The following is a 22,397-nucleotide window of genomic DNA, read 5'->3' on the forward strand; positions in this document are numbered from 1 at the left end:
CCCTGCTGTTATATTCCTTGTTGATACTCAAATGGGGGTCGAGTTACCAGCTACTTTTGCTATCACTTCACATGGGGTAATGCTGTGTAGCAAAGCACAATCTGAGGAGTGCTCAAATCATAATAAATAATTATAACTATGTCTAGCGCAGCAACGTTAAATGTTGGTAAAAAATCATTGTGTATATGAAGTGATCAGTCTGTTTTTGACGTTTCCTTTAGCAAATTTTAAGGCAGAAAGATATGCAAAAGGTCATTTAAAAAGCGTTGGCCTAGCTCAGTGGGTATAAGGTGTTGTGATTTCTTTGTTAGTAACTCACGAGCGATTGCCTCGTTAAGTTGTGAAGCAATGGCATCAATACTAAGCCCTGTAGCCTGCTCAAATTGGCTAATCGAAAAACCACGTTGTAAACGTAGTGCATTTAGCATAAATTCATAAGGGCGCTCGTCAGTGGCAATATCACTGGCACCATAAGGGAACTGTAACTCCTGCATATAAATCTTGGGGTTTTTGCGTTTCCAATGGCGTCTGATAGTGCCAGTTTCGGGTAAAGTAATCTTGCCATGGGCGCCGGCGCCGATCCCAATATAATCACCAAACTGCCAATAGTTTAGGTTATGTTTGGCTTGATATTCACTATCTTTACAATAGGCAGAAGTTTCGTATTGTGTAAATCCAGATGCTTGAATCAATGCCTTGCCTTGTTGCTCGATGGTGAATAATAAATCTTCATCTGGAAGCTTTGGTGGTTTGACGGCAAAGGCGGTATTGGGTTCTAATGTTAATTGATACCAAGATAAGTGGGTCGGGTTTAATGCGAGCGCTTCGCGTAAATCAAACAGTGCATCATCAACACTTTGATCAGGTAAGCCATGCATTAAATCGATATTGAAATTATCAAATCCGGCATGAGTTAATTCATTGACAGCGTTATAGACATTTTGTGCATTGTGAATACGACCAAGTGTCTTCAATTTGTCATTTTGCAGACTTTGCACGCCAAGAGAAATGCGATTGATGCCCATGGCTTTATAGTCACTGAATTTACCGTGCTCAATGGTGCCAGGATTCGCCTCAATGGTGATCTCAGCATGATCAGCAATAAGTTGATGCTTAGATAAATGCTCAAAAAGTTTTGATAGCTCATTACTTGGAAATAACGAAGGTGTCCCACCACCTAAAAAGATGCTGTCAAATTGCCGACCTTGTAAATCGTGTGCATGACTTTGCAAATCTAATAATAACGTATCCAAATAAGCTTGCGCTGGAATATCGCCCTTTAAGTGATGTGAGTTAAAGTCACAATAAGGGCACTTTCTAACACACCAAGGGAAATGAATATAAAGGCTTAAAGGAGGAAGTTTTAGCATAAAAAAGAGAAATAAGAGAAATTATTTTGGCTGCCCAATACGAATAACAAGTACATCACAATGCGCGCGTTGTAACACACCATTGGCTGTTGAACCAATAAAACGCTCAACACCATAACGACCATGACTACCGATAACAACGATATCACAATTAAGCTCTTCGGCGAGTTTAACGATTTTACGTTTAGGTGAGCCGTGTAATAAATGAAAGTCTGCCTCAAGATCAATTTGTGCTTCAAGTGCTTTCAAGTGCTTGAGGTTTTCTTCTTCTAGGTAATCTTCCAAATCAGAAATCGAAGGCACACCAGATGCCATATAATAAGGAATATGTGGTAAAACATTAACAACACTTAGTTTGGCATCATTACGTTTGGCTAAGGCAACAGCTTGTTCAATCACAGGTTTGTTGTCAGCATGTAAGTCAGTTGCCAGTAAAATATGTTTGTAATTCTTCATCCTAAGTCTCCAGTGCAGTGTTTTAACGATTCTAACGATGATCATTCTAAAAAACTTCTTCTGTAAAAGATAGTCAAAGCATCATCAAAAATAGTAACAAGCAACAAATAGCAGTTGAAATCTTAGGGGTAAAATTTTAAGCTAGCGACTGGTAATTTTTAAATAATCAAAACAAGGGATAATCACACCAATGAGTATGAATATGAGTAAGCTCATGCAGCAAGCGCAGAAAATGCAAGATCAAATGAAAAAAATGCAAGAAGAACAGGAAAAGCTAGAAGTCGTCGGTGAATCTGGTGCTGGTCTTGTTAAGGTCACAATGACAGGTAAGCATGATGTCAAGCGCGTTGAAATTGATCCAAGCTTATTGTCAGAAGATAAAGAAGTCCTAGAAGACTTATTAGCCGCTGCGGTGAATGATGCGGTTCGTCGTGTTGAGGAGAATAATAAAAGCTCAATGTCAGACATGACGCAAGGCTTGAATTTACCACCTGGGTTTAAATTCCCATTTTAATGCCTTAGACATTAGCTCTAAAACGTACTATGCAAAAACTATTTTCACCCAAAATCGAAGGCTTGATTGAGTCACTGAAGATATTGCCTGGTGTCGGTAAAAAAACCGCACAACGCATGGCAATTCAGTTGTTAGATAAAAAACAACAAGCCGCACATGAGTTAGCTCAGGCGATTGAGAACGCGCTTGATGCGATAAAACATTGTCAGCAATGTAATATGCTATGTGAGGATGATTTGTGTCATATCTGTAGTAGTGTCAGACGTGATAATGCACAGCTGTGCATTGTTGAAAATATGCTCGATATGATGGCGATTGAATCAGCAGGTGTGTATGGTGGTAAGTATTTTATTTTGCACGGTAGGATATCACCTTTGGATGGTATAGGTCCTAATGAGCTTAAGCTACCTAGACTTAAATTACTTGTAGCAAGTCTTGAGGTCAGTGAAATTGTGATGGCGTTAAGTCCATCTGTTGAGGGTGAAACAACCGCACACTTTATTTCAGATATGTTAAAAGGTCATGCCTGCACGATCTCGCGTATTGGCTTTGGTGTACCCTTTGGTGGTGAGCTTGAGTATCTTGATCAACAGACATTGACACACGCTTTTAAAGCACGCGTTAATTTTTAATTCAACATTTGCGTAACTCCAGTGAAATAAAGCGCTATTCAATTGCGTTGGTTGTCGTTATAATTTTGACGTTTTAGATAAAATTATAGTGAAAATATGCAGATTTCATCCTCAAAATCGCTGACGCTGTTGCGTTTGGTGATGATTAATATTATTGCTGTTGATAGTTTACGTAATATATCCATTACCGCACAAGCCGGCTGGGTTGTGGTGAGTTTCTACATTTTGGCAGCGATTGTATTTTTAATCCCTTGTGCTTTATTAACAGCAGAGATGGCAACGGGCTATTCCAAAAACGGTGGTATCTATCTGTGGACGAAAGAGGCCTTTGGTGCCAAAACGGGATTTGTGATTTTATGGCTGCAATGGGTCTATAATCTTGTGTGGTTTCCCTCAATATGTGGCTTTTTTGCAGGGATTATTGCCTATATTATCGCACCATGGTTTGGTCTAAATCCTAATGAGCTTGTCATGAGTCCGTGGTATATGATCAGTATGAGCTTGTGCATGTTCTGGCTAGCAACGATTATTAATTTATTTGGAATCAAAACGTCAAGTACCTTAAGTGTTATTGGTGCAATCGTTGGTACATTAATGCCGATGTTGTTGATTATTGGCTTGGCATTATTTTGGGTTATGGCAGGGCAGCCTATCTTAAAGCCGCAAACAGTCTCAGATGTATTGCCAAGCTTTGCGAATATCGGCAGTTGGGGATTGTTTTTGACGGTGATGTTTAGCTTATTTGGTTTAGAGATGAGCTCTATTCATGCCGGAAATGTCAAAAACCCCAAGAAGAACTTCCCTAAAGCATTATTGATTTCCAGTATTGTTATTTTATTGTCACTGATATTATCCAATATTGCGATCTTTACGGTGAATAGTAGCACAGGTGGGCAGGTGGATATTGTGACAGGGCTTATGGCATCATTTCATTATTTCTTTACGCAATTTAATATGCCGTGGATGTCAGATGTTATTGCATTAACCTTGGTGCTTGGCGCGTTTACCACGGTGGCTGCTTGGATTATGGGATTATCACGCGCTTTTACGGTGGCTGCTGAGGATGGACTCATTAGTAAAAAATTGGCGCAAACCAATAAATATGAAGCACCGAGTAAAGTACTTATTTTGCAAGGTATTATCTTTTCTTTGTTTTGTTTAAGCTATGTGTTGATGCCAAGTGTTAATTCAGCCTATTGGTTTTTAAGTGCATTAACTGCACAACTTGCTGTGCTAGCCTATATTGGTATGTTTGCCGCAGCGATTAAATTACGTCGCCAAAACCAACCAAAACCTGGGCAATATATTATTTTCGGGGGTGTCAAGGGCACCATTTCAATGGCTGTCTTGGGCTTTGTTGGCTGTGTTATTGCGATTAGTGTTGGTTTTATTCCGACATCAGATGTCACGATGTCAGCAGTAAACTTTGATTTACTGCTACTCACTGGAATTATAATAGCGTTAGTGATCCCTTATGCTATCACGCGTAATTATCAAGCTTGAAATGATCTACCCAGCAATTGGCACTGTTTAAATTTTTTGGGGTATTATAAAAAATAACACTCACATTATTGAAACTGGGAAGTCATGAAAATTTTTACGGAGATACTAAAGGCAGTTAGCTTACACGAATATCTAAATATTCCCCAAAACTTGTTTTATTACTATAATGACTTGGGATATAAGATATTATGATGATCATGAAAATGGTGGGTCGTGCAGGATTCGAACCTGCGACCAATTGGTTAAAAGCCAACTGCTCTACCAACTGAGCTAACGACCCTAAGACAGGGCACATTATAGGGAATATGGAGTCAATTGCAATATGAAGATGAAAAAAAATAGCAAAAATAGCAAAAAGGGCAAAAAGGACAAAAATAAGAAGTGTGTTCGAAGTTTAGGCTTTAGCTTGATTGAAGGGATGGTTGTTATCGTTGTGATGGCGATTGTTATTGCGGTTGCCGTACCTATGATGATCGGCACCTTTGGGCGTGCTAATTCAGAAATTTATTTAGATAAAGTCAAAGCGGCATTAGAGCTAGGCCGAATCACAGCGATGTCAGAGGCAACATCGGTTTTTCTATGCCCTAGTGCTGATGGTGAGACTTGTACAACGGTACCAGAGAGTAATTGGGGGGATAATCGCTTGATTCTATTTACAAGCTCAGATGGTGTGTCCACTGATGTTGATCGCATTATTACAACGATTGAGGCACCTGCAGCAGGAGAATATATATCAAGTACAAATGGTGATACAGTCGAGTTTAGACCAAGTGGATTGTCTTCAACAGCCGCATCATTGCGTTATTGCGCCACCGTTGATAACCAAGGAGCGGGGCGTTATGATCGAGAAGTGGTGATTAATATGATTGGTAGAATTCGACTTGATATTAATAGTGATTCACAAGTTTGCTCTTAATGTAATTGACAAACTAACTCAGTTAACGCTTGTTCTACATCACCTTGTTCAATTCCTTTAATCAATAAATCAATCATGAAGCATTGATTAAAAAGCTTGGCATAATGTTGTTTGCTAAATTTCTTAGATAGTCGCGCATAAGGGGCTTGCCGTGTTTTCCAGATATTATTGCGCATAAAAGTTTGTTGTTGCTGTTGTGGCGTTTGCGTGCTTAGGTTATAGCAAATGCGTAGCTCTTTTAGAATTGCCCAAAGAATAATGGCATTTTCAATGCGTTCTTTGAATAGGTGTTGTAATATCACCAGTGAGCGAGCCATGTTTTGTTCAATAAGGCTTTGCGCTAGATCAAACACATCGTAATTCATCGCATTAGATAGGTACTCAGACAGTGACTTATCATCAAAATGCGTTTGCGGTTGATGTTGCAGCAAGCTAATCATTTGATTGGCAGCAAAGAGATTGCCTTCGGTTTTTTGTGCTAAAAGCATCAAGGCATCTTCGGTTAATGTAATCGGTTTATTTAGAGAGCTAAGTTCAAGTTTAATCAGTCTAATCGACTCTTGAATGCTAACTGGCCACACTTGAATATATAGCGCTTGTTGAACAATTGATTGAAACCATTTGGTTTTTTGTTGTGCGCTTGTTAGGTCATCAAATATCAATAAGAAGCGATCACTCTGTGAGGTGTTGTTAAGGCAGTCAACAAGTAGTTTTTGTGCCTTTTTATCCGGCGCTTTAGTGATCGTTAGCTGTAATAAACGTTCTTCAGCAAACAAGCTAAAGCTATTAAAGTTACTTTGCAAAAAGTCGTATTGTTGGTTGATGATTTGTGTGCGTAAGATCTCAAAGTTTTGTGCTTTATATTTGGCATTGATTTCTTCAATGAGTTTATTTTTTTGATAAGGCTCTTTGCCGGTGATGATATAAGAAGGGAAGTCTTTTTTTTCAATGGCTTTTAATGCTTCTAGATAATTAGTCGCTTTGATCATTATTCTTTTCCCCTATGGTTGGCATTGTGGGCAATAGAAGGTGTTGCGTTGATTGATAACAACTGAGGCAATGGCTGTTGAACAGGTTGGGCATGTTTTGTCTTTTTGCCCGTAAACTGCTAAAGATTGGGCAAAATAGCCAGGTTTGCCTGTGGCATTTTTGTAGTCTTTTAACGTAGTGCCACCGGCTTTAATCGCTTGCAACAAAGTGAATTTAATGGCATCGATAAGCTTTTTTAGCTCATTTTGTGTTAAAGTATTGGCAGGTTTCAATGGTGAAATGCCTGCTTTAAATAAACTTTCACAAGCATAGATATTACCAACACCAACCACAATTTTGTTATCCATAATGACACTTTTAACCGCTTGTGTACGTGCTTTAAGTGCGCGTTGCAAATAGTGACTATTAAAGTGTTGTGTTAATGGCTCAGGACCGTAGTTTAAAAAGTATTTATGTGCCAAAGGATCACTGTTGGTAATGTCCCAATAACCAAAGCGCCGTGGATCATGATAAAAGATCGTTTGACCGTCATCAAGTTGTAAAACAATATGATCATGTTTTTTATGCTGGTAGGTATTACTGTCAACGATTTGTAACACGCCTGACATGCCAAGATGAATAATTAACGCATAATCATCTAAAGTGATAATCAAATGCTTGCCGCGCCTTGAGATATCATGAATGCATTGGTTAGTCACTTTATCACTAAGTTTAGGATCCAATGGGTAGCGTAGTTTATTAATATAAGTATTAGCAGTTATGATCTGGCGCTTTAAACAATGTAAACTAAGACCATTTTTAACCGTCTCAACTTCAGGTAATTCAGGCATTTTTCTTTTGACCTATTTTGCTTTCGCTACCATTGATAAGACGTTTGATATTCTCGTGATGACGCACAATCACAATAATAGCGATAATGATAAACGGCAGTGCAGTGTTAAAACTAAAGATAAAAATCACACAAAGAGCAGAAACAATCGTCGCAATTAATGCAGACAATGAAGAGTATTTGGTAATTAAAGCGCATATGAGCCAGGCGGCAAGAAAGATCATGCCAATCAACCAATAAAATCCAAGAATGACACCGATTAAGGTTGCTACACCTTTACCACCTTTAAAGCCAAAGAACACAGGAAATATATGACCAAGGATCGCGGCAAGTGCGACATAACCAATCTCAGTTGCGCTTAAATGTAAAGCATGTGCAATGAGTACGGGAATTAAGCCTTTTAGTGCGTCACCCAACAGCGTGATTGCTGCGGCCTTTTTGCCCCCAAGACGCAAGACATTGGTCGCTCCTGGATTACCGGAGCCAATACTGCGTGGTGAAGGTAAACCCATGAATTTACAGGTGATAATGGCACTATTAATTGAGCCAAATAAGTAGCCAATGATAAGCATTAAAACAAATAGCATAATTGTGTACAGTATGATTTAAACTGCCCATGAGTGTCTGAATTTTTAAGTGCTAAGTCAAGCCCTCATTCAAGAAAGCTCTTCCTATTTATGCTAGTGCGCATTAAACTACTTCAAGTTATAGCTAAATTGGATCATATGATGAAATTATTAGACTTTGAAGTGGGGACTGATAAGCCATTTTTTTTAATTGCGGGACCTTGTGTTATTGAATCAGAGGCTTTAGCAATGGACACAGCAGGTTATTTAAAAGAGTTAACCGATGAGTTAGGTATTTCGTTTATTTATAAATCTTCTTTTGATAAAGCGAATCGCTCATCGATTAATAGCTTTAGAGGACCAGGAATTGACAAAGGGCTTGCGATTTTAGAAAAAGTAAAAAAGGAAATTAATGTTCCGATATTAACGGATGCGCATGAAGATACACCATTAGCTGAGGTTGCAAGTGTTGTCGATGTATTGCAAACACCGGCTTTTTTATGTCGTCAGACAAACTTCATCGTACGCGTATGTGAGCAAGGGTTGCCAGTTAATATTAAAAAGGGGCAGTTCTTAGCACCTTGGGATATGAAACAGGTGATGGAGAAAGCCAAATCAACGGGGAACCAGCAAGTAATGGCATGCGAAAGAGGTGCCAGCTTTGGTTATAACAATCTGGTGTCTGATATGCGCTCATTAGCGGTTATGAGGGAAACTGGTTGCCCTGTGGTGTATGATGCAACACACTCAGTGCAACTGCCAGGGGGGCAGGGGAATGTCTCAGGTGGGCAACGTGAATTTGTACCAGTGCTTGCACGTGCAGCTATTGCTGCAGGCATTTCAGGCATATTTATGGAAACGCATCCCAATCCAGCCAAGGCCTTAAGTGATGGACCAAATGCATTACCAATTCAAAAAATGAAGTCATTATTAATGCAACTTCAACAGATTGATCGTATTGTTAAATCACAACCTCTATTAGAAAACACACTTTAATCAACGTAGCTGATCGTGCATAAAAAAATCATTCAGCTGTCGATTCCTTTAATCCTTGCCAATATTAGTTTGCCATTATGTGGTATTGTTAATTCGGCATTGATGGGTAATTTGCATGCCAGTAGTTATCTGGCAGCAAGTGCTTTAGGTGTCTCAGTAATTACCTTTATTAGCGCACTGTTTTACTTCTTACGAATGAGTACAACCGGTGTTATTGCGCAACAATATGGTAAGAGAGACTTTGATAAGGTATTTGATTGGTTAATAAAAGCGCTTATTGTCGCGGTTATATTGGCGCTTATGTTAATTGCGCTACAAGGTGTTATTTATGATCTGGCGTTAACAATATTGTCGATGAATCAAACCGTAACTAAGCTATTTAGTCAATACTTTGATATTACCATCTATGCTTTGTTGTTTGTTCTTATTAATTATGTCTTACTTGGCTTTTTTATTGCGCTACAGCGGGCAAATCTTGCTTTTTTGATGGCGTTAATTACTAGCATCACAGGGATTTTGTTGAGCCTTGTTTTTGTTAAATTACTGCATTTAGATATTAAAGGAATAGCTTATTCCGTGTTGTTGTCACAAGCCTTAAGTTGTATATTTGCGTTATTTTTCAGTATTAAAATCGCCAAAGATAACAATGTATCATTGAGGAAGTTAATACATCGTAATCAGTTTAATTGGCGAGCGTATCAAGCATTTATGTCGGTCAATGGTGATATTTTTATACGGTCTTTGTGTTTACAGATCTGTATTAATTCATTCTTTGTATTCTCAGCACATATGGGGCAAGAAGTGCTTGCTGCAAATACCTTACTGATTGAGTTTGCGATGTTATTAGCGCTCTTTTTGGATGCCTTGGCAAATGCAACAGAAACGCTTGTTGGTGAAAAGGTTGGGCAAAATGATAAAAGCGCATTAAAACGTACTTTGTTATACACGTTGAGTTACTCTATTACTTTTAGTTTATTGTTTGTTTTGATTTATGCCTGTGTATACCCGTGGGTATTTGATTTGTTAACGTCTATTGCAAGCGTTCGCCAAGCAGCTGAGCACTATGTTATTTTCTCAATCATATTCCCATTAATAGCGGTATTTAGTTTTTGGTTAGATGGGGTATTTGTCGGCCTGCTTAAAACAACGATTATGCGTAATGCAATGATTGTATCTATGCTTTTATATTTGTTAAGTGTTGCAGCGTTATGGTCATTTGGTAATGTTGGATTGTGGCTTGCGTATTTATTGTTTTTCATTTACAGAGCGATAACATTAGGTGTGCCACTAACTAAGGCGCTTAAGTAATAATTTAAAAATAAGTTGAGCTTCAATTACTCCCCTCACCCGTGCAGCTTAAGCTGCACGACCTCTCCCGCAAGGGGAGAGGTACTAGCTGACGCAACTTATTCTTGATTCATTACTAGAGTAACTCTTGAAAGTTACTGTCGGTGACGTGTGGGCTATTGTATTATATTGCTTTACAACACTTTCTAAGCACAAGATAGCCGGCAAATCCTGAAATGAGCGAGCCACCTAAAACACCTACTTTGACCATGTTCATAAGGTCAGGTGTGCTAAAGGCAAGCGTGCCAATAAACAAACTCATGGTAAAGCCAATACCACAAACGAGGCTAATACCATAAAGCTGAGGAGTTGAGAGTTGGCGTCCAATGGTGAAGTATTTCGTTTTGCTAAATAGATAAAGGCTGATAAATATACCGATTTGTTTCCCTAAGAATAATCCTAAGATAATACCTAACGCTACTGGATGAAATAGGTGTGATAAACTCATGCCGCTAAAGCTAATACCAGCATTGGCAAAGGCAAATAGTGGTAAAACCATAAAGATAATCCAAGGGTTTAAACCATGCTCAAGTTTCAGTAGAGGAGAATTTTTTTCAGTGTGTGGAATGGTCATTGCCAAGGCAACGCCAGCTAAGGTGGCATGAACGCCTGATTGTAAAACGCACAGCCACATGATTACACCAACAATCATAAATGGTGCAAGTTTCCTGACACCTAAGCGATTCATACAAATAAGTATGACAATGCATATTAAGGCTGCAAATAATGATATAAGCGACAAGTTGCTGGTATAAAATGCGGCAATAATCGCAATGGCTGCAATATCATCAAAGATGGCAATTGTGGTTACGAGTATTTTAAGCGATGTTGGAATACGCGACCCAAGAAGTGCTAATATCCCTAAGGTGAAGGCAATATCTGTGGCTGTTGGAATTGCCCAGCCATCGATATAGTTTGGGTTATGTTGGTTAATCAGAAAATAGATAAGTGCCGGCACCAATAAACCAAAAAAAGCAACAATGGCAGGGATAATAATATTGGATTTACTGGAAAGGGTGCCACCGACAAATTCGCGCTTTATTTCCAAGCCAACCAATAAGAAATAAAGTGCCATAAATCCATCATTAATCCAGTGGGTTAGGTTCTTCTGTAAAGCAAAATCCCCTATAGATACGCCGGCATAAACCGTTTCTAGCATGTGATAATACGGACTAAGCCATGAATTATTGACCACGATTGCTGCCACTGCAGCGGTGAATAAGATAATACCGCCAATGACTTCAATGCTGAGCTTTCTCTCTTTGCTCATGAATGATTTTCCCCTTCTTTCTTAACTAAATTAAATTATTACTATGGTAGAGTTTTTTGAAAATTACTCAATCTGCTTTACAGCAAGTGTTTGAATGAGTGTTGTTGTGATCATATCTATATATATATTGCATTCATCTTCATTTTTAAAGTAAGCCTGCCCTGTGCGTACGAATGGTCCTAGAATTAAGCCAAAAATCATACTCGTTACAGCTTCGTCACTAAGCTTATCTGTCACTTGACCTTTTTTGCGATAAATCTGCAAGTAGTCTAAGAGGGTTTTCCAATTGCCATTTTTGGGTGCATTACCCAAGCCAAAGAGTTGGTTTTTGCCACTTTCAAGGCGTTGCCAATCAAAGAGTCTGACGATATCAGGATTTGAATATAATAATTTCAAACGCATGTTGACGAAATATTCTAGAAACTCCACAAAGTTGCGATCTTTGTCAAGGTGATGATCACCCATCCAACCACTATCGATCAAGAGATTAACTTTAACCTCTTGCCATAAATGAACCTTATTCTCAAAGTAGTGATAGATCAGCGAAACAGGGACTTGTGCCTTGGTTGCAATATCGCGTAGGGATGTACCGTCAAAGCCTTTTTTTACGAATAGTTTCTTGGCGGCATTTACGATTTTTTGTTGACCTTTTTGCTTCTCTGTCACACATAAGCTCCTTCACTGTGGTTGAAAGACATTATACCACTCCTAAATGATTTTGAGGTGTTTAATAACGAAGAAATTTTGGAGATTTTTAAGCGATTTAATGCTGCGTAATATCTTTATTTTTTAAGGGTTTGATTTGCAAAGTCATCAAAGTGCTCGGCATTAAATGCTTTCTGAGTTAGGATATAAAAATAAAATTTTGTCGAGATTAATATTCATAAATTCACATTCGTTAATTGGTGAGTTATTCTCCTGTATGTACACTTTGACATTACGTAAAGCAATAAATTTACCTGTCATTTCACTATTGATGTGATCAGTTAGGCGTACACCCGTTCGTATTGATATCTCTCCTGTAATAATATACTGATCTGTATGAACGGTAACCGGTACGAAATCTCGTGCGCTATTTTTAGAGTCTGCTGCATTGTAGTAAAACGGCATAATGTCATCCTTGAAAAATGTTATTACTTCTTGAGTATATACTACAATCTTGAAAAAGCGAGATTAACCAAACCAGCGACTAAAGAATCCAGCGCGCTCAATAGTATTATTAGCATAAACAGGAATCTCAACTACCGTATAATCACCCGCGCTAATGATAAGTGTACCCACTTTTTGCCCTTTGTTAATCGGCGCCTTAAGTCCCGGTAAGAGCACGACTTTTTGGCTTAAATGGTTAACAAATGATTTGGGGATCGTTTTGGTGATGTCATCTTTACCAATGACTGTCAATGTAGCATCTTTAGCGGCATCAGTAATAGCGGTGTCATCGAGTGAGATAACGCTATCTTTAGTGTAAAGTGGTTGATCGACAAATTTACTAAAACCAAAATTTAATAGCTTTTCAGATTCTTGTTCCCGTACATAGGCACTGGGTGATCCAAGAATAACACTAATATAGCGTTGGTTATTTTGCATGGCAGAGGCAACCAAATTATAACCTGCTTTTTTGGTGTAGCCTGTTTTTATGCCATCAGTTCCTTCAAATGTACGTAGTAGTTTATTGCGATTGTGTTGAACAATGCCATTAAATTCAAATGTTTTTTCAGAATAAAGTTTATAAACTTGAGGGTAATGCTTAATAAAGCTGCGCGCTAAAATTGCCATGTCATAGGCTGTCGTATACTGATCGTCTCCGGGTAATCCATCAACCGTGGCAAAGTTAGTATCTTTCATGCCCAGTGCTTTGGCAGTTTTATTCATAAGGCGTACAAAGTTACTATCAGAGCCAGCAATAAATTCAGTCAGTGCAACGGTAGCATCATTGCCAGATTGGATGATCATTCCCTTTAATAAATCATCAACACTAACACGTGATCCTTGATTAATAAACATTTTAGACCCTGGTGTCTTAGACGCTTTTTCACTGATTTTTATCTGTTGATCTAGTTTAAGTGTGCCTTGTTTTAGCTCTCCTGCGATAATATAAGCGGTCATAATTTTGGTCAAACTTGCTGGTGCGCGCCGCTCATGCATGTTGTGATCGGCAATAATGTCACCAGTTTCAAAATCCATTAATAACCAGCTGGCAGCATTGAGTTGAATCGGATGCGGTTTGATAATAATAACAGGGGAACTAGCTAGTGTATTAGCAATCAAAAGTGATGGTGTGTTAATAAAAGCAAATGTCGCAATAGCGGTACTTACGAGTACTTTTTTAACGTGAGTTAGTTGCATTATAGATATTTCCACTTCTTATAACGGTGTTAGAAAGATAGCAATGAGTTTTAGCTATTTCAAGTGAGTATAGCGAATGCTTATTTATTTGATTGGAGCGGGAAACGAGGTTCGAACTCGCGACCCCAACCTTGGCAAGGTTGTGCTCTACCGCTGAGCTATTCCCGCATGAATATGGCGCACCCGGAAGGATTCGAACCTCCGACCGCCTGGTTCGTAGCCAGGTACTCTATCCAGCTGAGCTACGGGTGCGTATTGAGTTTTCAACTGTTTCGTGAAAACGAGGTGCATGATAGTGCTTTGCCGCATCGCTGTCAATGTCAAAGTAAAGATAAATTAAAAAATATTTCGCTTTGTTGCTTTGAAATTAACAGCTGTTTTATTGTTGATCAGTGTTGTTTAAACTTGCGTCGCCAAGCGTAGTTCATTCAGTGCTTTGGTCATAATATTAAGTGCCTTTGCTAGTTCATGCTCATTAATATTCAAAGGGCATAATAAGCGTAACACATGCTTATGACTACCTGAGCTTAATAAAATTAATCCATGTTTTAATGATTGATCAATAAAGCTTTTCAACATCTTGGGATTGGGGTGATTATTGTGATCAATAAACTCAACACCAATCATCGCACCAAGCCCTCTGATATCACCAATAAACTCGCAGGTTTTCTTATGCTCATTGAAAAAATCACGTAATACCTGACCAAGTTGCATAGCTTTATCAGCAAGCGCTTCTTCTTTAAATACCTCTAAAGAAGCAAGTGCTGCGGCACAAGCAAGTGGGTTACCTGAATTGGTGCCTCCTAATGATGCCGTGGGCATGTCTTTAAGAAGTGTTTTTTTAATGGTTAACGCGCTTAATGGTAAGCCTGAAGCCAGTGATTTTCCCATCACTAGAATATCGGGTGCACAATGATAATGCGCCATCGCAAAAAGTTTGCCTGTGCGACAAAAGCCACTTTGGATTTCATCAGCAATCATCACAATACTATGTTCATTACAAAGCTGACGCAAATATTGTATAGCCTCAATACTTGCTGGAATAAATCCACCCTCACCAAGTTCAGGCTCGATAATGATCGCAGCAATATCCTCTAAAGCAACTTGATTGGCAATTAAATCATTCAGCAATGATTTAAAGTGATTAAGATCACAATGCATATCAGGGTAGGGCAGGCGGTAGATGTTATTAAAAAGTTCACCAAACCCTTGTTTATAAGGCTTGACTTTAGCAGTTAAAGACATGCTCATAAATGTCCGACCATGAAAAGCGCCATCAAAGCAAAGCACAGCCGAGCGTTTTGTAGAGAAGCGTGCGACTTTAATTGCATTTTCAACCGCTTCAGCGCCACTATTGCAAAGCATTGTTTGCTTTGCAAAGTCACCAGGCGTTAAGTTATTTAAGGCTTGTGCAAGTCTTAAATAAGGCTCATGAATCATTACATGAAAGCATGGTTGGATAAATGCATTGGCTTGCTTGGTGATCGCTTCAACGACTTTGGGGTGATTGTGTCCGACATTCATGGCACCAATACCTGCAGCAAAGTCGATATAGGTTTTGCCATTAACATCAGTTAAGGTCGAACCTTGTGCTTTTTTGACGCATAGCTTGGTATTATTACCAAGTGCTTGAGGAACTTCGCTTTCACGCAGTTGCCATAACGATTCGTTATTCATCATAACCTCGATTAGGCATTAACATTGGTGCTTTCAAAGATTTTATCAGCAGAAGCTGCCACAAATCCTTGATAAAGTTTACCGGTGTGATCTGGGTAGCGTTTAGCAAATTCATAATAGCAACACGGGATGTCTTTTTCGCCTTCAGTGAACTCAACCTTAATCATGCCTGATTTAGTACTTGATTGCTCAAGTAAGTCGCGCGGTGTGCCTTTGACTTCACCACCTGAGCTATTTAAATCAAATCCATGATTTTTAAGGAAGGTGTTCACTTCATGGACTTCATTAAATTGATCTAATGCATTGATGAAAACGGTAAAGTGGTTTGCCCTAAACCCGAAGACATAGAACCATGCAGCATATTCCGATTCAGCTAATAGCTTTTGGTAAACTTCATGGCTTGGTTTGCCCCAAGAGTTGCCTGATAGCAATAGTTTTTGAGGATCATCAAGTAAAGCTTGTGGGATTTGATCAATACATGCCTTAATGGTTTTTTGTGCAAACGGACTTAATTGTTCAAGTAATAACTGACTGATAAACACCTTAGGCTGTGTTGGTTCTTTTTGCTCATAGTGTTTAGCGTAAAGTTTTTTAGCTTCAAAGTGGTAATCACCATTTTCAAAATAACCTTCATTAATGAAAGGTTTGGCTAATACATCAAGATCAATGCGCGGGTCATTAATCGTACGCAGCGCAATATGATCATTAATTACTTGTACATTATGATCACAAAAAAGATCATAAATCTTCTGCGCGTGTGGATTGGCTTCAACATATTGCTGCCATAAGTCTTCTAAAATTGCGATTTGTGACATGGTTATTCTCCTACTCTGTAAGTGAAAATTTGATTCCTTGCGCAAGGGGTAAGTCTTTGCTCCAATTCATGGTAATGGTTTGGCGACGCATGTATGCTTTCCATGCGTCTGAACCTGCTTCACGCCCGCCACCGGTGTGTTTCTCGCCACCAAAAGCGCCACCAATTTCAGCGCCTGATGTACCAATATTAACATTAGCGATACCGCAATCACTACCGGCATAAGATAAAAATTGTTCAGAATGATCAATGCGTTGCGTGAAAATAGCAGATGATAAGCCGTGATCAACTTGATTATTGATTTTAATTGCATGTTCAATATCATCAAATGGCATTACAAACAAGATCGGGCAGAAGTTCTCCTGATTTACGATATCCCAGTCAGGTTTGGCTTCAATTAAGGTTGGCTCAACGTAGTTACCTGGTTGATCAATCACATTGCCTCCAAACAGAATATTGCCACCTAATTCTTTAGCGCGAGCAACTGCTTTTTGATAAATCCCAACAAGGTTTTGATCAATCAAAGGTCCCATAAGGTTGTTAGTATCTAGTGGATCACCGACAGTGATTTGTTTGTAAGCATTTTGTAGACGTTTGACAACATCTTTATAGATGTTCTTGTGTACAAGCAAACGACGTAATGAGGTACAGCGTTGCCCCGCCGTGCCAACTGCCCCAAAGACAACGGCAGGAATTGCCAATTTTAAATCAGCAGATTCGTCAATGATTGCGGCATTATTACCACCTAATTCAAGTAATGATTTACCAAAGCGCTCAGCAACACGTGCACCAACCTCGCGTCCCACGGCAGTGGAACCGGTGAAAGACATAAGGGCTATGCGCTCATCAGCAACCAATGCTTTAGAAACATCAACACTTTTTGAAACCACAGAGGTAAAGACATTTGGAAAGTTATGTGCTTTGGTCACGCGATCACAAATCTCTTGAATTGCTAAGGCGCAAAGCGGTGTTTTTGGTGATGGATTCCAAACAACTGTGTTACCACAAATTGCGGCAATAAAGGCATTCCATGACCAAACAGCAACAGGGAAGTTATAGGCTGAGATCACACCAACAACACCAAGCGGGTGCCATTGTTCAAACATGCGATGATCTGGACGCTCTGAGTGCATTGATTTGCCATAAAGCATGCGCGCTTGACCAACGGCAAAATCAGCCATATCGATCATCTCTTGCACTTCGCCATCACCTTCTTGCTTGGATTTACCCATCTCAAGGGACACGAGACTGCCTAATTGGTCTTTCTGCTTTCTTAATTCTTCACCAATTAACCGCACTAATTCAGCGCGTTGCGGCGCTGGAATCTTACGCCATTTTATGAAAGCATTTTGTGCTTCACCAATCGTTTGTTGTAAATGTGAAACGCCTAAGCTTGGCACCTTAGCCAATAGTTCATTATTGGCAGGGTTGAAGCTTTCGATATATTCACCCGTGTTGTGTTTGGCAGCGTATTGGCTTAGTTGTTCTGTGTAGCTTGTCATGCAAGTCATTGTATTATATTCTCCAGTCATTAAGTTTAGATATATTCTGTTTTGCTTGGATTAGTGCCAAGCTCAGGCTTTGGGTTGTCAGCGCAATTATCTAAGAAATTATAGCGATAATAGTGCCCAAAGCGATTATCCATCATTTGCGCCAAAGTGATATCTTCTTGTTTAGCAAAACCTGCTTTAAAATGCGCTTGTTTTAGTGCAAGGTCAATGGTGACACATAGACCGCATGCTGTTGTTAATTGCAAAGCACTCCACTTTTGTCCAAAGGCTTCTTGTGAGTGGTATTTCTTAGCAAAATGACGCTCACTATAAACGCCATTAATTGTGCCTTCAACAGAGACATAGACCAAGACCACATCATCATCAACGCGTGGAATGGCATTATTAAAGATTTCACACAACAATTCTTGTTTGTCTTTAAGCTTGAGATCATTAATTAAGAAGCGTAATTTCTCACAGTGTCCTGGATAACGCACACTTTTGTAGTTGATATTACGTACCTTACCTTTGTATGTGTCTTTGAGTGAGCCAATACCACCTGAGGTGTTAAATGCTTCATACGTTAGACCATCAATTTTAATTGTCTCAAGATCATCAAGTGGTTCGATCGTGACATTTTTGAAATCCTCAATCGCCTCACATGGCTTCACATATTCATTGATCAAGCCTTCGGTTGACCAAGTCAGTGCGTATTGCAGTGGATGACTAATATTAACCGGTAGCGCGCCTACACGCATTTTGACTGTTTCGGCTTCATCAAAAAGCTTAACAAGATCATTAGTGACAACACTGATAAAGCCAGGCGCCAAACCGCATTGTGGGGCAAAAACTTTGTTACTGTTTTGCGAGAGTGATTCAACATATTTCGTTGTTTCAACATCTTCAGTTAGATCGAAGTAATGGGTATCACAGGCTTTTGCCATTTCAGCCACTTTTTTGGTTAAAAAGTAAGGAAGAGCAGCTGCCAGAGCCGTGATATTATGTTCTTTGATATATGCCTTAACATTATCTTCCTTTGTAATATCTAATACACAGTGGCTCAAATTATGAGTATGTTTGCCAAGAGTTAAAGGTTTTCTATCAGCTTGAATATCAGCAATATGCACATGGTAGTCACCGCTTGATGCAAGCATGGCGCCCGTAAGTAAACCTACTCTACCACTGCCGAATATAAGTATATTGATCATTAGAATCCTCCATTTTGCTTTTTATTTACGTTGTTTATCTTTAATTTAAGGATAGGCTGTTTTAATTATTTCAGTTAATAAATTTCATTTAAGCGCATCCGTTTCGCCATAATAGTTATTAATGATACCTAAATGATGAAGTTATTTTACATATTGGCAGTATTGTTGCAATCAAAATCCAGCAGAATTTAACACGCTTTTTTTCGTAAAAGCTTTTTATTTTCACTATGCTATGAATAGTGTTTGTTATTTGAACTTTTTTATGCATAAACGTCTGGGTTTTTCTTTGATCACTCTCTTGTCATTGCTTATCACAATACATGGGCTGTGGGTGCTTTATGGCTATGGACAGAAATATCCTGAAAATCAACTAAATAAAAAAATTATGATCGAGGGTGTTGTTGCTAGTTTGGTTGATCGTGATAAAGCGGTCAGCAAATTCCTATTTGCGACAAAGGATGGTTTGATTCGCTTGAGTGTTTATCCAAATAAAAATTTAAGACCATGGCAGTTAACGCCGGGTTCGCGTTGGCGCTTACATGTTAAGCTACAAACAGCAAAAGGCTTTAGCAATCCGGGTGTTTTTAACTATGCCAATTGGCTGAAACGTCAGCGTATTAAGGCTGTGGGTTATGTTGTTACCACGGAGAAAGCAAAATTTCGTGGGATAGACTATGGTTACTTTGTTGAGCGCCTGCGTTATAAAATTGAGCGCATACTGCAAAAAACCATTAAAGATACACAATTAAGGGCACTAGCCAGTGCATTATTAATTGGCAATAAAAATGAGCTGACACTTGATGATAAACGCCTTTTTCAGCAAACAGGCACATCACATTTGATTGCGATCTCAGGGCTTCATATTGGAATGATTGCGTTATTTGCTTTTTGTCTGTTGCGATTTTTATGGTCATGCTCAGTGCGCTTATGCCAATGGTTGCCAGCGCAAAAGGCGGGATTGATTGCGGCTGCTATCAGTGCCTTTAGTTATAGTTTATTAGCTGGTTTTGCTATCCCTACAGAGCGTGCTTTTATCATGGTACTTGTTTTTTCTGTTGGGCTTTTGATCAATCGCAAGATCAATAGCTTTTATTTATTACTCTTAGCTGGTGTTATTATCGTTCTATGGCAGCCTTTGTCATTGTTTGAACCAGGATTTTGGCTGTCATTTATGGCGGTTTTCTTTTTGATTGTCATTAATCGCATCTTATTGTCATTAACTAAATTCAAACGTTACTTATTGATTCAGTTGCTATTGATGGTGCTTTTAATCCCATTAACTATTTTCTGGTTTCAAGGTTTTAGTATGGTTGGAGTTATTGCCAATTTGGTCGCAATCCCATGGGTAAGTTTCTTAGTTGTGCCAAGTTTATTTATTAATCTGATGTTGTCATTGTTTGGTGTCGATTTTTGGTTTATTAGTGCTTATTTGATTAAGCTCCTAGTATTGTGGCTTAATCTCCTACCTGTTGAGATGTTGTTCTTTTACTGGCATAGCATCTCAACGTTAGCGGTGATTAGTGCAGTCACTGGCTTAACTTTACTGCTTTTCCCTTTGCCATGGTATTTGCGGATACTGAGTGTTGTGCTCTTCCTGCCAATTTTTCAAAAGGAGCGTTTAGCTTCAGATGTCGCTTTTAAAATGACAGTACTGGATGTTGGGCAAGGATTGGCTATTGTTATTCAAACGCCAGAAACCGTTGTCGTCTATGATACAGCAGGCAGTAATGGCAAGAAGTTTGTAATCGCTGAACATACACTCATCCCTTATCTTAAACACCAAGGTATTCATCATATTGACACTCTCATTATCAGTCACCAAGATAAAGATCATAGTGGTGGCTTAAGTCATGTGATAAATGAATTCACAGTAACAAACGTCTTTAGCAATGAGGTAATTGGCGAAGTAAATGCAAAAATTTGTCAAGATGGTTTGCAGTGGCAAGTTCATGCTGTTAGTTTTAAATTTCTCACTGCCAATCATCTTAAGGGTAACAATGGCTCATGTGTGTTAAAGGTAAGTTCTAATGATCAATCCGTTTTGTTAACGGGCGATATTTACAAAACAGCGGAGCGTTATCTTTTTAATAATCATCGTACATTATTGCCATCAACTATTTTGCTTGCACCGCACCATGGAAGTTCAAGCTCATCATCGACAGCTTTTATTGAAGCAGTGGAACCCAAGTATGTGATTTTTAGCAGTGGCAAGCATGATGGCTTTAAACACCCGCATAGTGAGGTGGTACAAAAGTATCAAGCTGCAGGTATAAAAATATTAAATACCGCACAAAATGGTGCAATCACAGCTATATTTAAAGATAATGGCGAACTAGTGATAAAAACAAATAAAACTGAAGAAGATTAAACAAGGCAGTAAAGAGAATATTCACTTAAGGCTATCTGTCGTACCCTGAGCGTAGTCGAAGGACGAGTATGAGTCGTCAAGGACTTTGCCTTACGCTCAGCGCGCACATATAGTCGTGTTGATGAGTGAATATTTAGACTGGGCAAAGAAAACTAAAACAAAACTAACAGAAAAAATGGAGAGCACGTGTGAAAAGAATATGGCATATTGCAGTTGGGGTTATGCTGTTGCTATTGTTGATCATTAATACGATTATTTTTGGGGCGCCAGTGATTATATTGTCATCGTTGAAATTAATCCCGCAAAAAGCATGGCAAAATGCGATAGGAAAAATGTTAATGTTCTTGGCAACATCATGGATGACGATCAACAACAAGGTGAGCTTATGCCTTTTGCCAACCAAATATGTCGTCAGTGGTTATCAAGATTTTAGTATGTGCAGCTCATATTTGCTTTTAAGCAATCATCAAAGTTGGCTTGATATTGTCGTATTGCAACAAGTGTTTTTAAATAAAATTCCCTTTGCCAAGTTCTTTATGAAAAAAGAGCTCATCTATGTGCCAATTATTGGTATTGCTTGTTGGGCATTGGATTTCCCATTAATGAAGCGTTATTCAAAAAACTACCTTAAAAAGCATCCTGAGAAAAAAGGTCAAGATTTGTTAGAGACGAAGCGCGCTTGTCAACGCTTTAAAAATCGCCATGTGTCAGTTGTTAACTTTGTTGAGGGCACGCGTTTCACGCTAGAAAAGCATGTCAAAGGTGGTAAGCAATTTAAGCATTTATTACAACCAAAGGCAGGAGGGGTTGCGCTTGCGTTAGATGTCTTGGGTGATAAGATCAAAGGAGTTTTAAATGTAACGATTGTTTATCCTGATAATTCTCCGAGTTTCTGGGATTTTCTATGTGGAGTTATTAATCAAGTGCGTATTCATATTGAATTGATTGAGCCCAAGGATATTCCGTATCAAAACTATTATCAAGACGATGCAGCAAAGAGGTTCTTTCAAGCTTGGATTAATGCACTGTGGCAGAAAAATGATGTCATGATAAGTGAAATATTAGAAGATAAATCACTTAACATTGACCAGACAAAACAGTAAGA

The 22,397-nt window shown here is 38.9% G+C and carries 21 protein-coding genes and 3 tRNA genes; 8 read left to right on the plus strand and 16 right to left on the minus strand.

Annotated features, from left to right (window positions below):
- Positions 1-227 precede the first annotated feature (227 nt).
- Both hemW and ACTS4L_RS04800 read right to left on the minus strand, forming a co-directional pair.
- Positions 228-1,370 carry a radical SAM family heme chaperone HemW gene (gene hemW / locus ACTS4L_RS04795; protein WP_440651755.1) on the minus strand — a complete coding sequence of 381 codons (1,143 nt, stop codon included), beginning with the start codon at positions 1,368-1,370 and terminating at the stop codon, positions 228-230.
- A gap of 21 nt (positions 1,371-1,391) precedes the next feature.
- Complete coding sequence (locus tag ACTS4L_RS04800) at positions 1,392-1,826, minus strand: universal stress protein (protein WP_440615822.1); 435 nt, start codon at positions 1,824-1,826, stop codon at positions 1,392-1,394.
- Positions 1,827-2,016: 190 nt separating this feature from the next.
- On the opposite strand from ACTS4L_RS04800, the gene ACTS4L_RS04805 reads away from it, so the two are divergent.
- The 3 genes from ACTS4L_RS04805 to ACTS4L_RS04815 all read left to right on the plus strand — a co-directional run bounded on the left by ACTS4L_RS04805 (position 2,017) and on the right by ACTS4L_RS04815 (position 4,475).
- Entirely contained in the window at positions 2,017-2,340 is a 324-nt protein-coding gene (locus ACTS4L_RS04805) for a YbaB/EbfC family nucleoid-associated protein (RefSeq protein ID WP_440615821.1), read from the plus strand.
- Positions 2,341-2,369: 29 nt separating this feature from the next.
- Positions 2,370-2,972 (plus strand): recombination mediator RecR, encoded by a 603-nt coding sequence (gene recR / locus ACTS4L_RS04810; RefSeq protein WP_440615819.1) that lies wholly within the window; start codon positions 2,370-2,372, stop codon positions 2,970-2,972.
- Between the two features lie 96 nt (positions 2,973-3,068).
- Positions 3,069-4,475: an APC family permease gene (locus tag ACTS4L_RS04815; RefSeq protein WP_440615818.1), complete on the plus strand. Its 1,407-nt coding sequence runs from the start codon at positions 3,069-3,071 to the stop codon at positions 4,473-4,475.
- Between the two features lie 204 nt (positions 4,476-4,679).
- Here the strand turns inward: ACTS4L_RS04815 and ACTS4L_RS04820 are convergent.
- A tRNA-Lys gene (locus tag ACTS4L_RS04820) sits at positions 4,680-4,755 on the minus strand.
- A 42-nt stretch (positions 4,756-4,797) separates the two neighbouring features.
- On the opposite strand from ACTS4L_RS04820, the gene ACTS4L_RS04825 reads away from it, so the two are divergent.
- Positions 4,798-5,391, plus strand: coding sequence for a GspH/FimT family protein (locus ACTS4L_RS04825; RefSeq protein WP_440615817.1), 594 nt, complete (start codon positions 4,798-4,800; stop codon positions 5,389-5,391).
- On the opposite strand, the gene holA is transcribed toward ACTS4L_RS04825, so the two are convergent.
- Genes holA through plsY form a run of 3 tightly spaced genes read right to left on the minus strand, consistent with a single transcriptional unit; the run spans position 5,388 to position 7,797 of the window.
- Positions 5,388-6,380 carry a DNA polymerase III subunit delta gene (gene holA, locus ACTS4L_RS04830; RefSeq protein ID WP_440615816.1) on the minus strand — a complete coding sequence of 331 codons (993 nt, stop codon included), beginning with the start codon at positions 6,378-6,380 and terminating at the stop codon, positions 5,388-5,390. The genes ACTS4L_RS04825 and holA overlap by 4 nt on opposite strands.
- Before the next feature lie 12 nt (positions 6,381-6,392).
- Complete coding sequence (gene mutM / locus ACTS4L_RS04835) at positions 6,393-7,211, minus strand: bifunctional DNA-formamidopyrimidine glycosylase/DNA-(apurinic or apyrimidinic site) lyase (RefSeq protein WP_440615814.1); 819 nt, start codon at positions 7,209-7,211, stop codon at positions 6,393-6,395.
- Positions 7,204-7,797 carry a glycerol-3-phosphate 1-O-acyltransferase PlsY gene (gene plsY / locus ACTS4L_RS04840; RefSeq protein ID WP_440615813.1) on the minus strand — a complete coding sequence of 198 codons (594 nt, stop codon included), beginning with the start codon at positions 7,795-7,797 and terminating at the stop codon, positions 7,204-7,206. The genes mutM and plsY overlap by 8 nt, the downstream gene beginning before the upstream one ends.
- 141 nt (positions 7,798-7,938) lie before the next feature.
- Between plsY and kdsA the strand changes: the two genes are divergently transcribed.
- Positions 7,939-8,772, plus strand: a complete 834-nt coding sequence (gene kdsA / locus ACTS4L_RS04845) for a 3-deoxy-8-phosphooctulonate synthase (RefSeq protein ID WP_440615812.1) — start codon at positions 7,939-7,941, stop codon at positions 8,770-8,772.
- A gap of 15 nt (positions 8,773-8,787) precedes the next feature.
- A complete protein-coding gene (locus ACTS4L_RS04850; protein WP_440615811.1) occupies positions 8,788-10,080 on the plus strand; it encodes an MATE family efflux transporter in 1,293 nt (430 codons plus the stop codon).
- 163 nt (positions 10,081-10,243) lie between these two features.
- Here ACTS4L_RS04850 and nhaA read toward each other — a convergent pair whose 3' ends face one another.
- From nhaA to ACTS4L_RS04900, 10 genes are all read right to left on the minus strand, one after another.
- Complete coding sequence (gene nhaA, locus ACTS4L_RS04855; protein ID WP_440615810.1) at positions 10,244-11,389, minus strand: Na+/H+ antiporter NhaA; 1,146 nt, start codon at positions 11,387-11,389, stop codon at positions 10,244-10,246.
- Between the two features lie 63 nt (positions 11,390-11,452).
- The gene (locus tag ACTS4L_RS04860) at positions 11,453-12,055 is read right to left on the minus strand and encodes a TetR/AcrR family transcriptional regulator (RefSeq protein WP_440615808.1); all 603 of its coding nucleotides are present in this window, start codon (positions 12,053-12,055) and stop codon (positions 11,453-11,455) included.
- Between the two features lie 162 nt (positions 12,056-12,217).
- Positions 12,218-12,499, minus strand: coding sequence for a DUF6812 domain-containing protein (locus ACTS4L_RS04865; protein WP_440615806.1), 282 nt, complete (start codon positions 12,497-12,499; stop codon positions 12,218-12,220).
- 63 nt (positions 12,500-12,562) lie between these two features.
- Positions 12,563-13,735 (minus strand): D-alanyl-D-alanine carboxypeptidase family protein, encoded by a 1,173-nt coding sequence (locus ACTS4L_RS04870; RefSeq protein WP_440615804.1) that lies wholly within the window; start codon positions 13,733-13,735, stop codon positions 12,563-12,565.
- 93 nt (positions 13,736-13,828) lie between these two features.
- A tRNA-Gly gene (locus ACTS4L_RS04875) sits at positions 13,829-13,903 on the minus strand.
- Positions 13,904-13,910: 7 nt separating this feature from the next.
- Positions 13,911-13,987, minus strand: a tRNA-Arg gene (locus ACTS4L_RS04880).
- Between the two features lie 147 nt (positions 13,988-14,134).
- Positions 14,135-15,415 carry an aspartate aminotransferase family protein gene (locus tag ACTS4L_RS04885; protein WP_440615802.1) on the minus strand — a complete coding sequence of 427 codons (1,281 nt, stop codon included), beginning with the start codon at positions 15,413-15,415 and terminating at the stop codon, positions 14,135-14,137.
- An 8-nt stretch (positions 15,416-15,423) separates the two neighbouring features.
- Positions 15,424-16,227: a DUF1338 domain-containing protein gene (locus ACTS4L_RS04890; RefSeq protein WP_440615801.1), complete on the minus strand. Its 804-nt coding sequence runs from the start codon at positions 16,225-16,227 to the stop codon at positions 15,424-15,426.
- 10 nt (positions 16,228-16,237) lie between these two features.
- Entirely contained in the window at positions 16,238-17,728 is a 1,491-nt protein-coding gene (gene amaB, locus ACTS4L_RS04895) for an L-piperidine-6-carboxylate dehydrogenase (RefSeq protein ID WP_440615800.1), read from the minus strand.
- Between the two features lie 35 nt (positions 17,729-17,763).
- Positions 17,764-18,924, minus strand: coding sequence for a saccharopine dehydrogenase C-terminal domain-containing protein (locus ACTS4L_RS04900; protein WP_440615798.1), 1,161 nt, complete (start codon positions 18,922-18,924; stop codon positions 17,764-17,766).
- A gap of 262 nt (positions 18,925-19,186) precedes the next feature.
- Between ACTS4L_RS04900 and ACTS4L_RS04905 the strand changes: the two genes are divergently transcribed.
- Complete coding sequence (locus ACTS4L_RS04905) at positions 19,187-21,292, plus strand: DNA internalization-related competence protein ComEC/Rec2 (protein ID WP_440615797.1); 2,106 nt, start codon at positions 19,187-19,189, stop codon at positions 21,290-21,292.
- 188 nt (positions 21,293-21,480) lie between these two features.
- A complete protein-coding gene (locus ACTS4L_RS04910) occupies positions 21,481-22,395 on the plus strand; it encodes an acyltransferase (protein WP_440615796.1) in 915 nt (304 codons plus the stop codon).
- Positions 22,396-22,397 lie beyond the last annotated feature (2 nt).

The organism is Cysteiniphilum sp. 19S12-1, assembly GCF_052030685.1.
GTDB lineage: Bacteria > Pseudomonadota > Gammaproteobacteria > Francisellales > Francisellaceae > Caedibacter.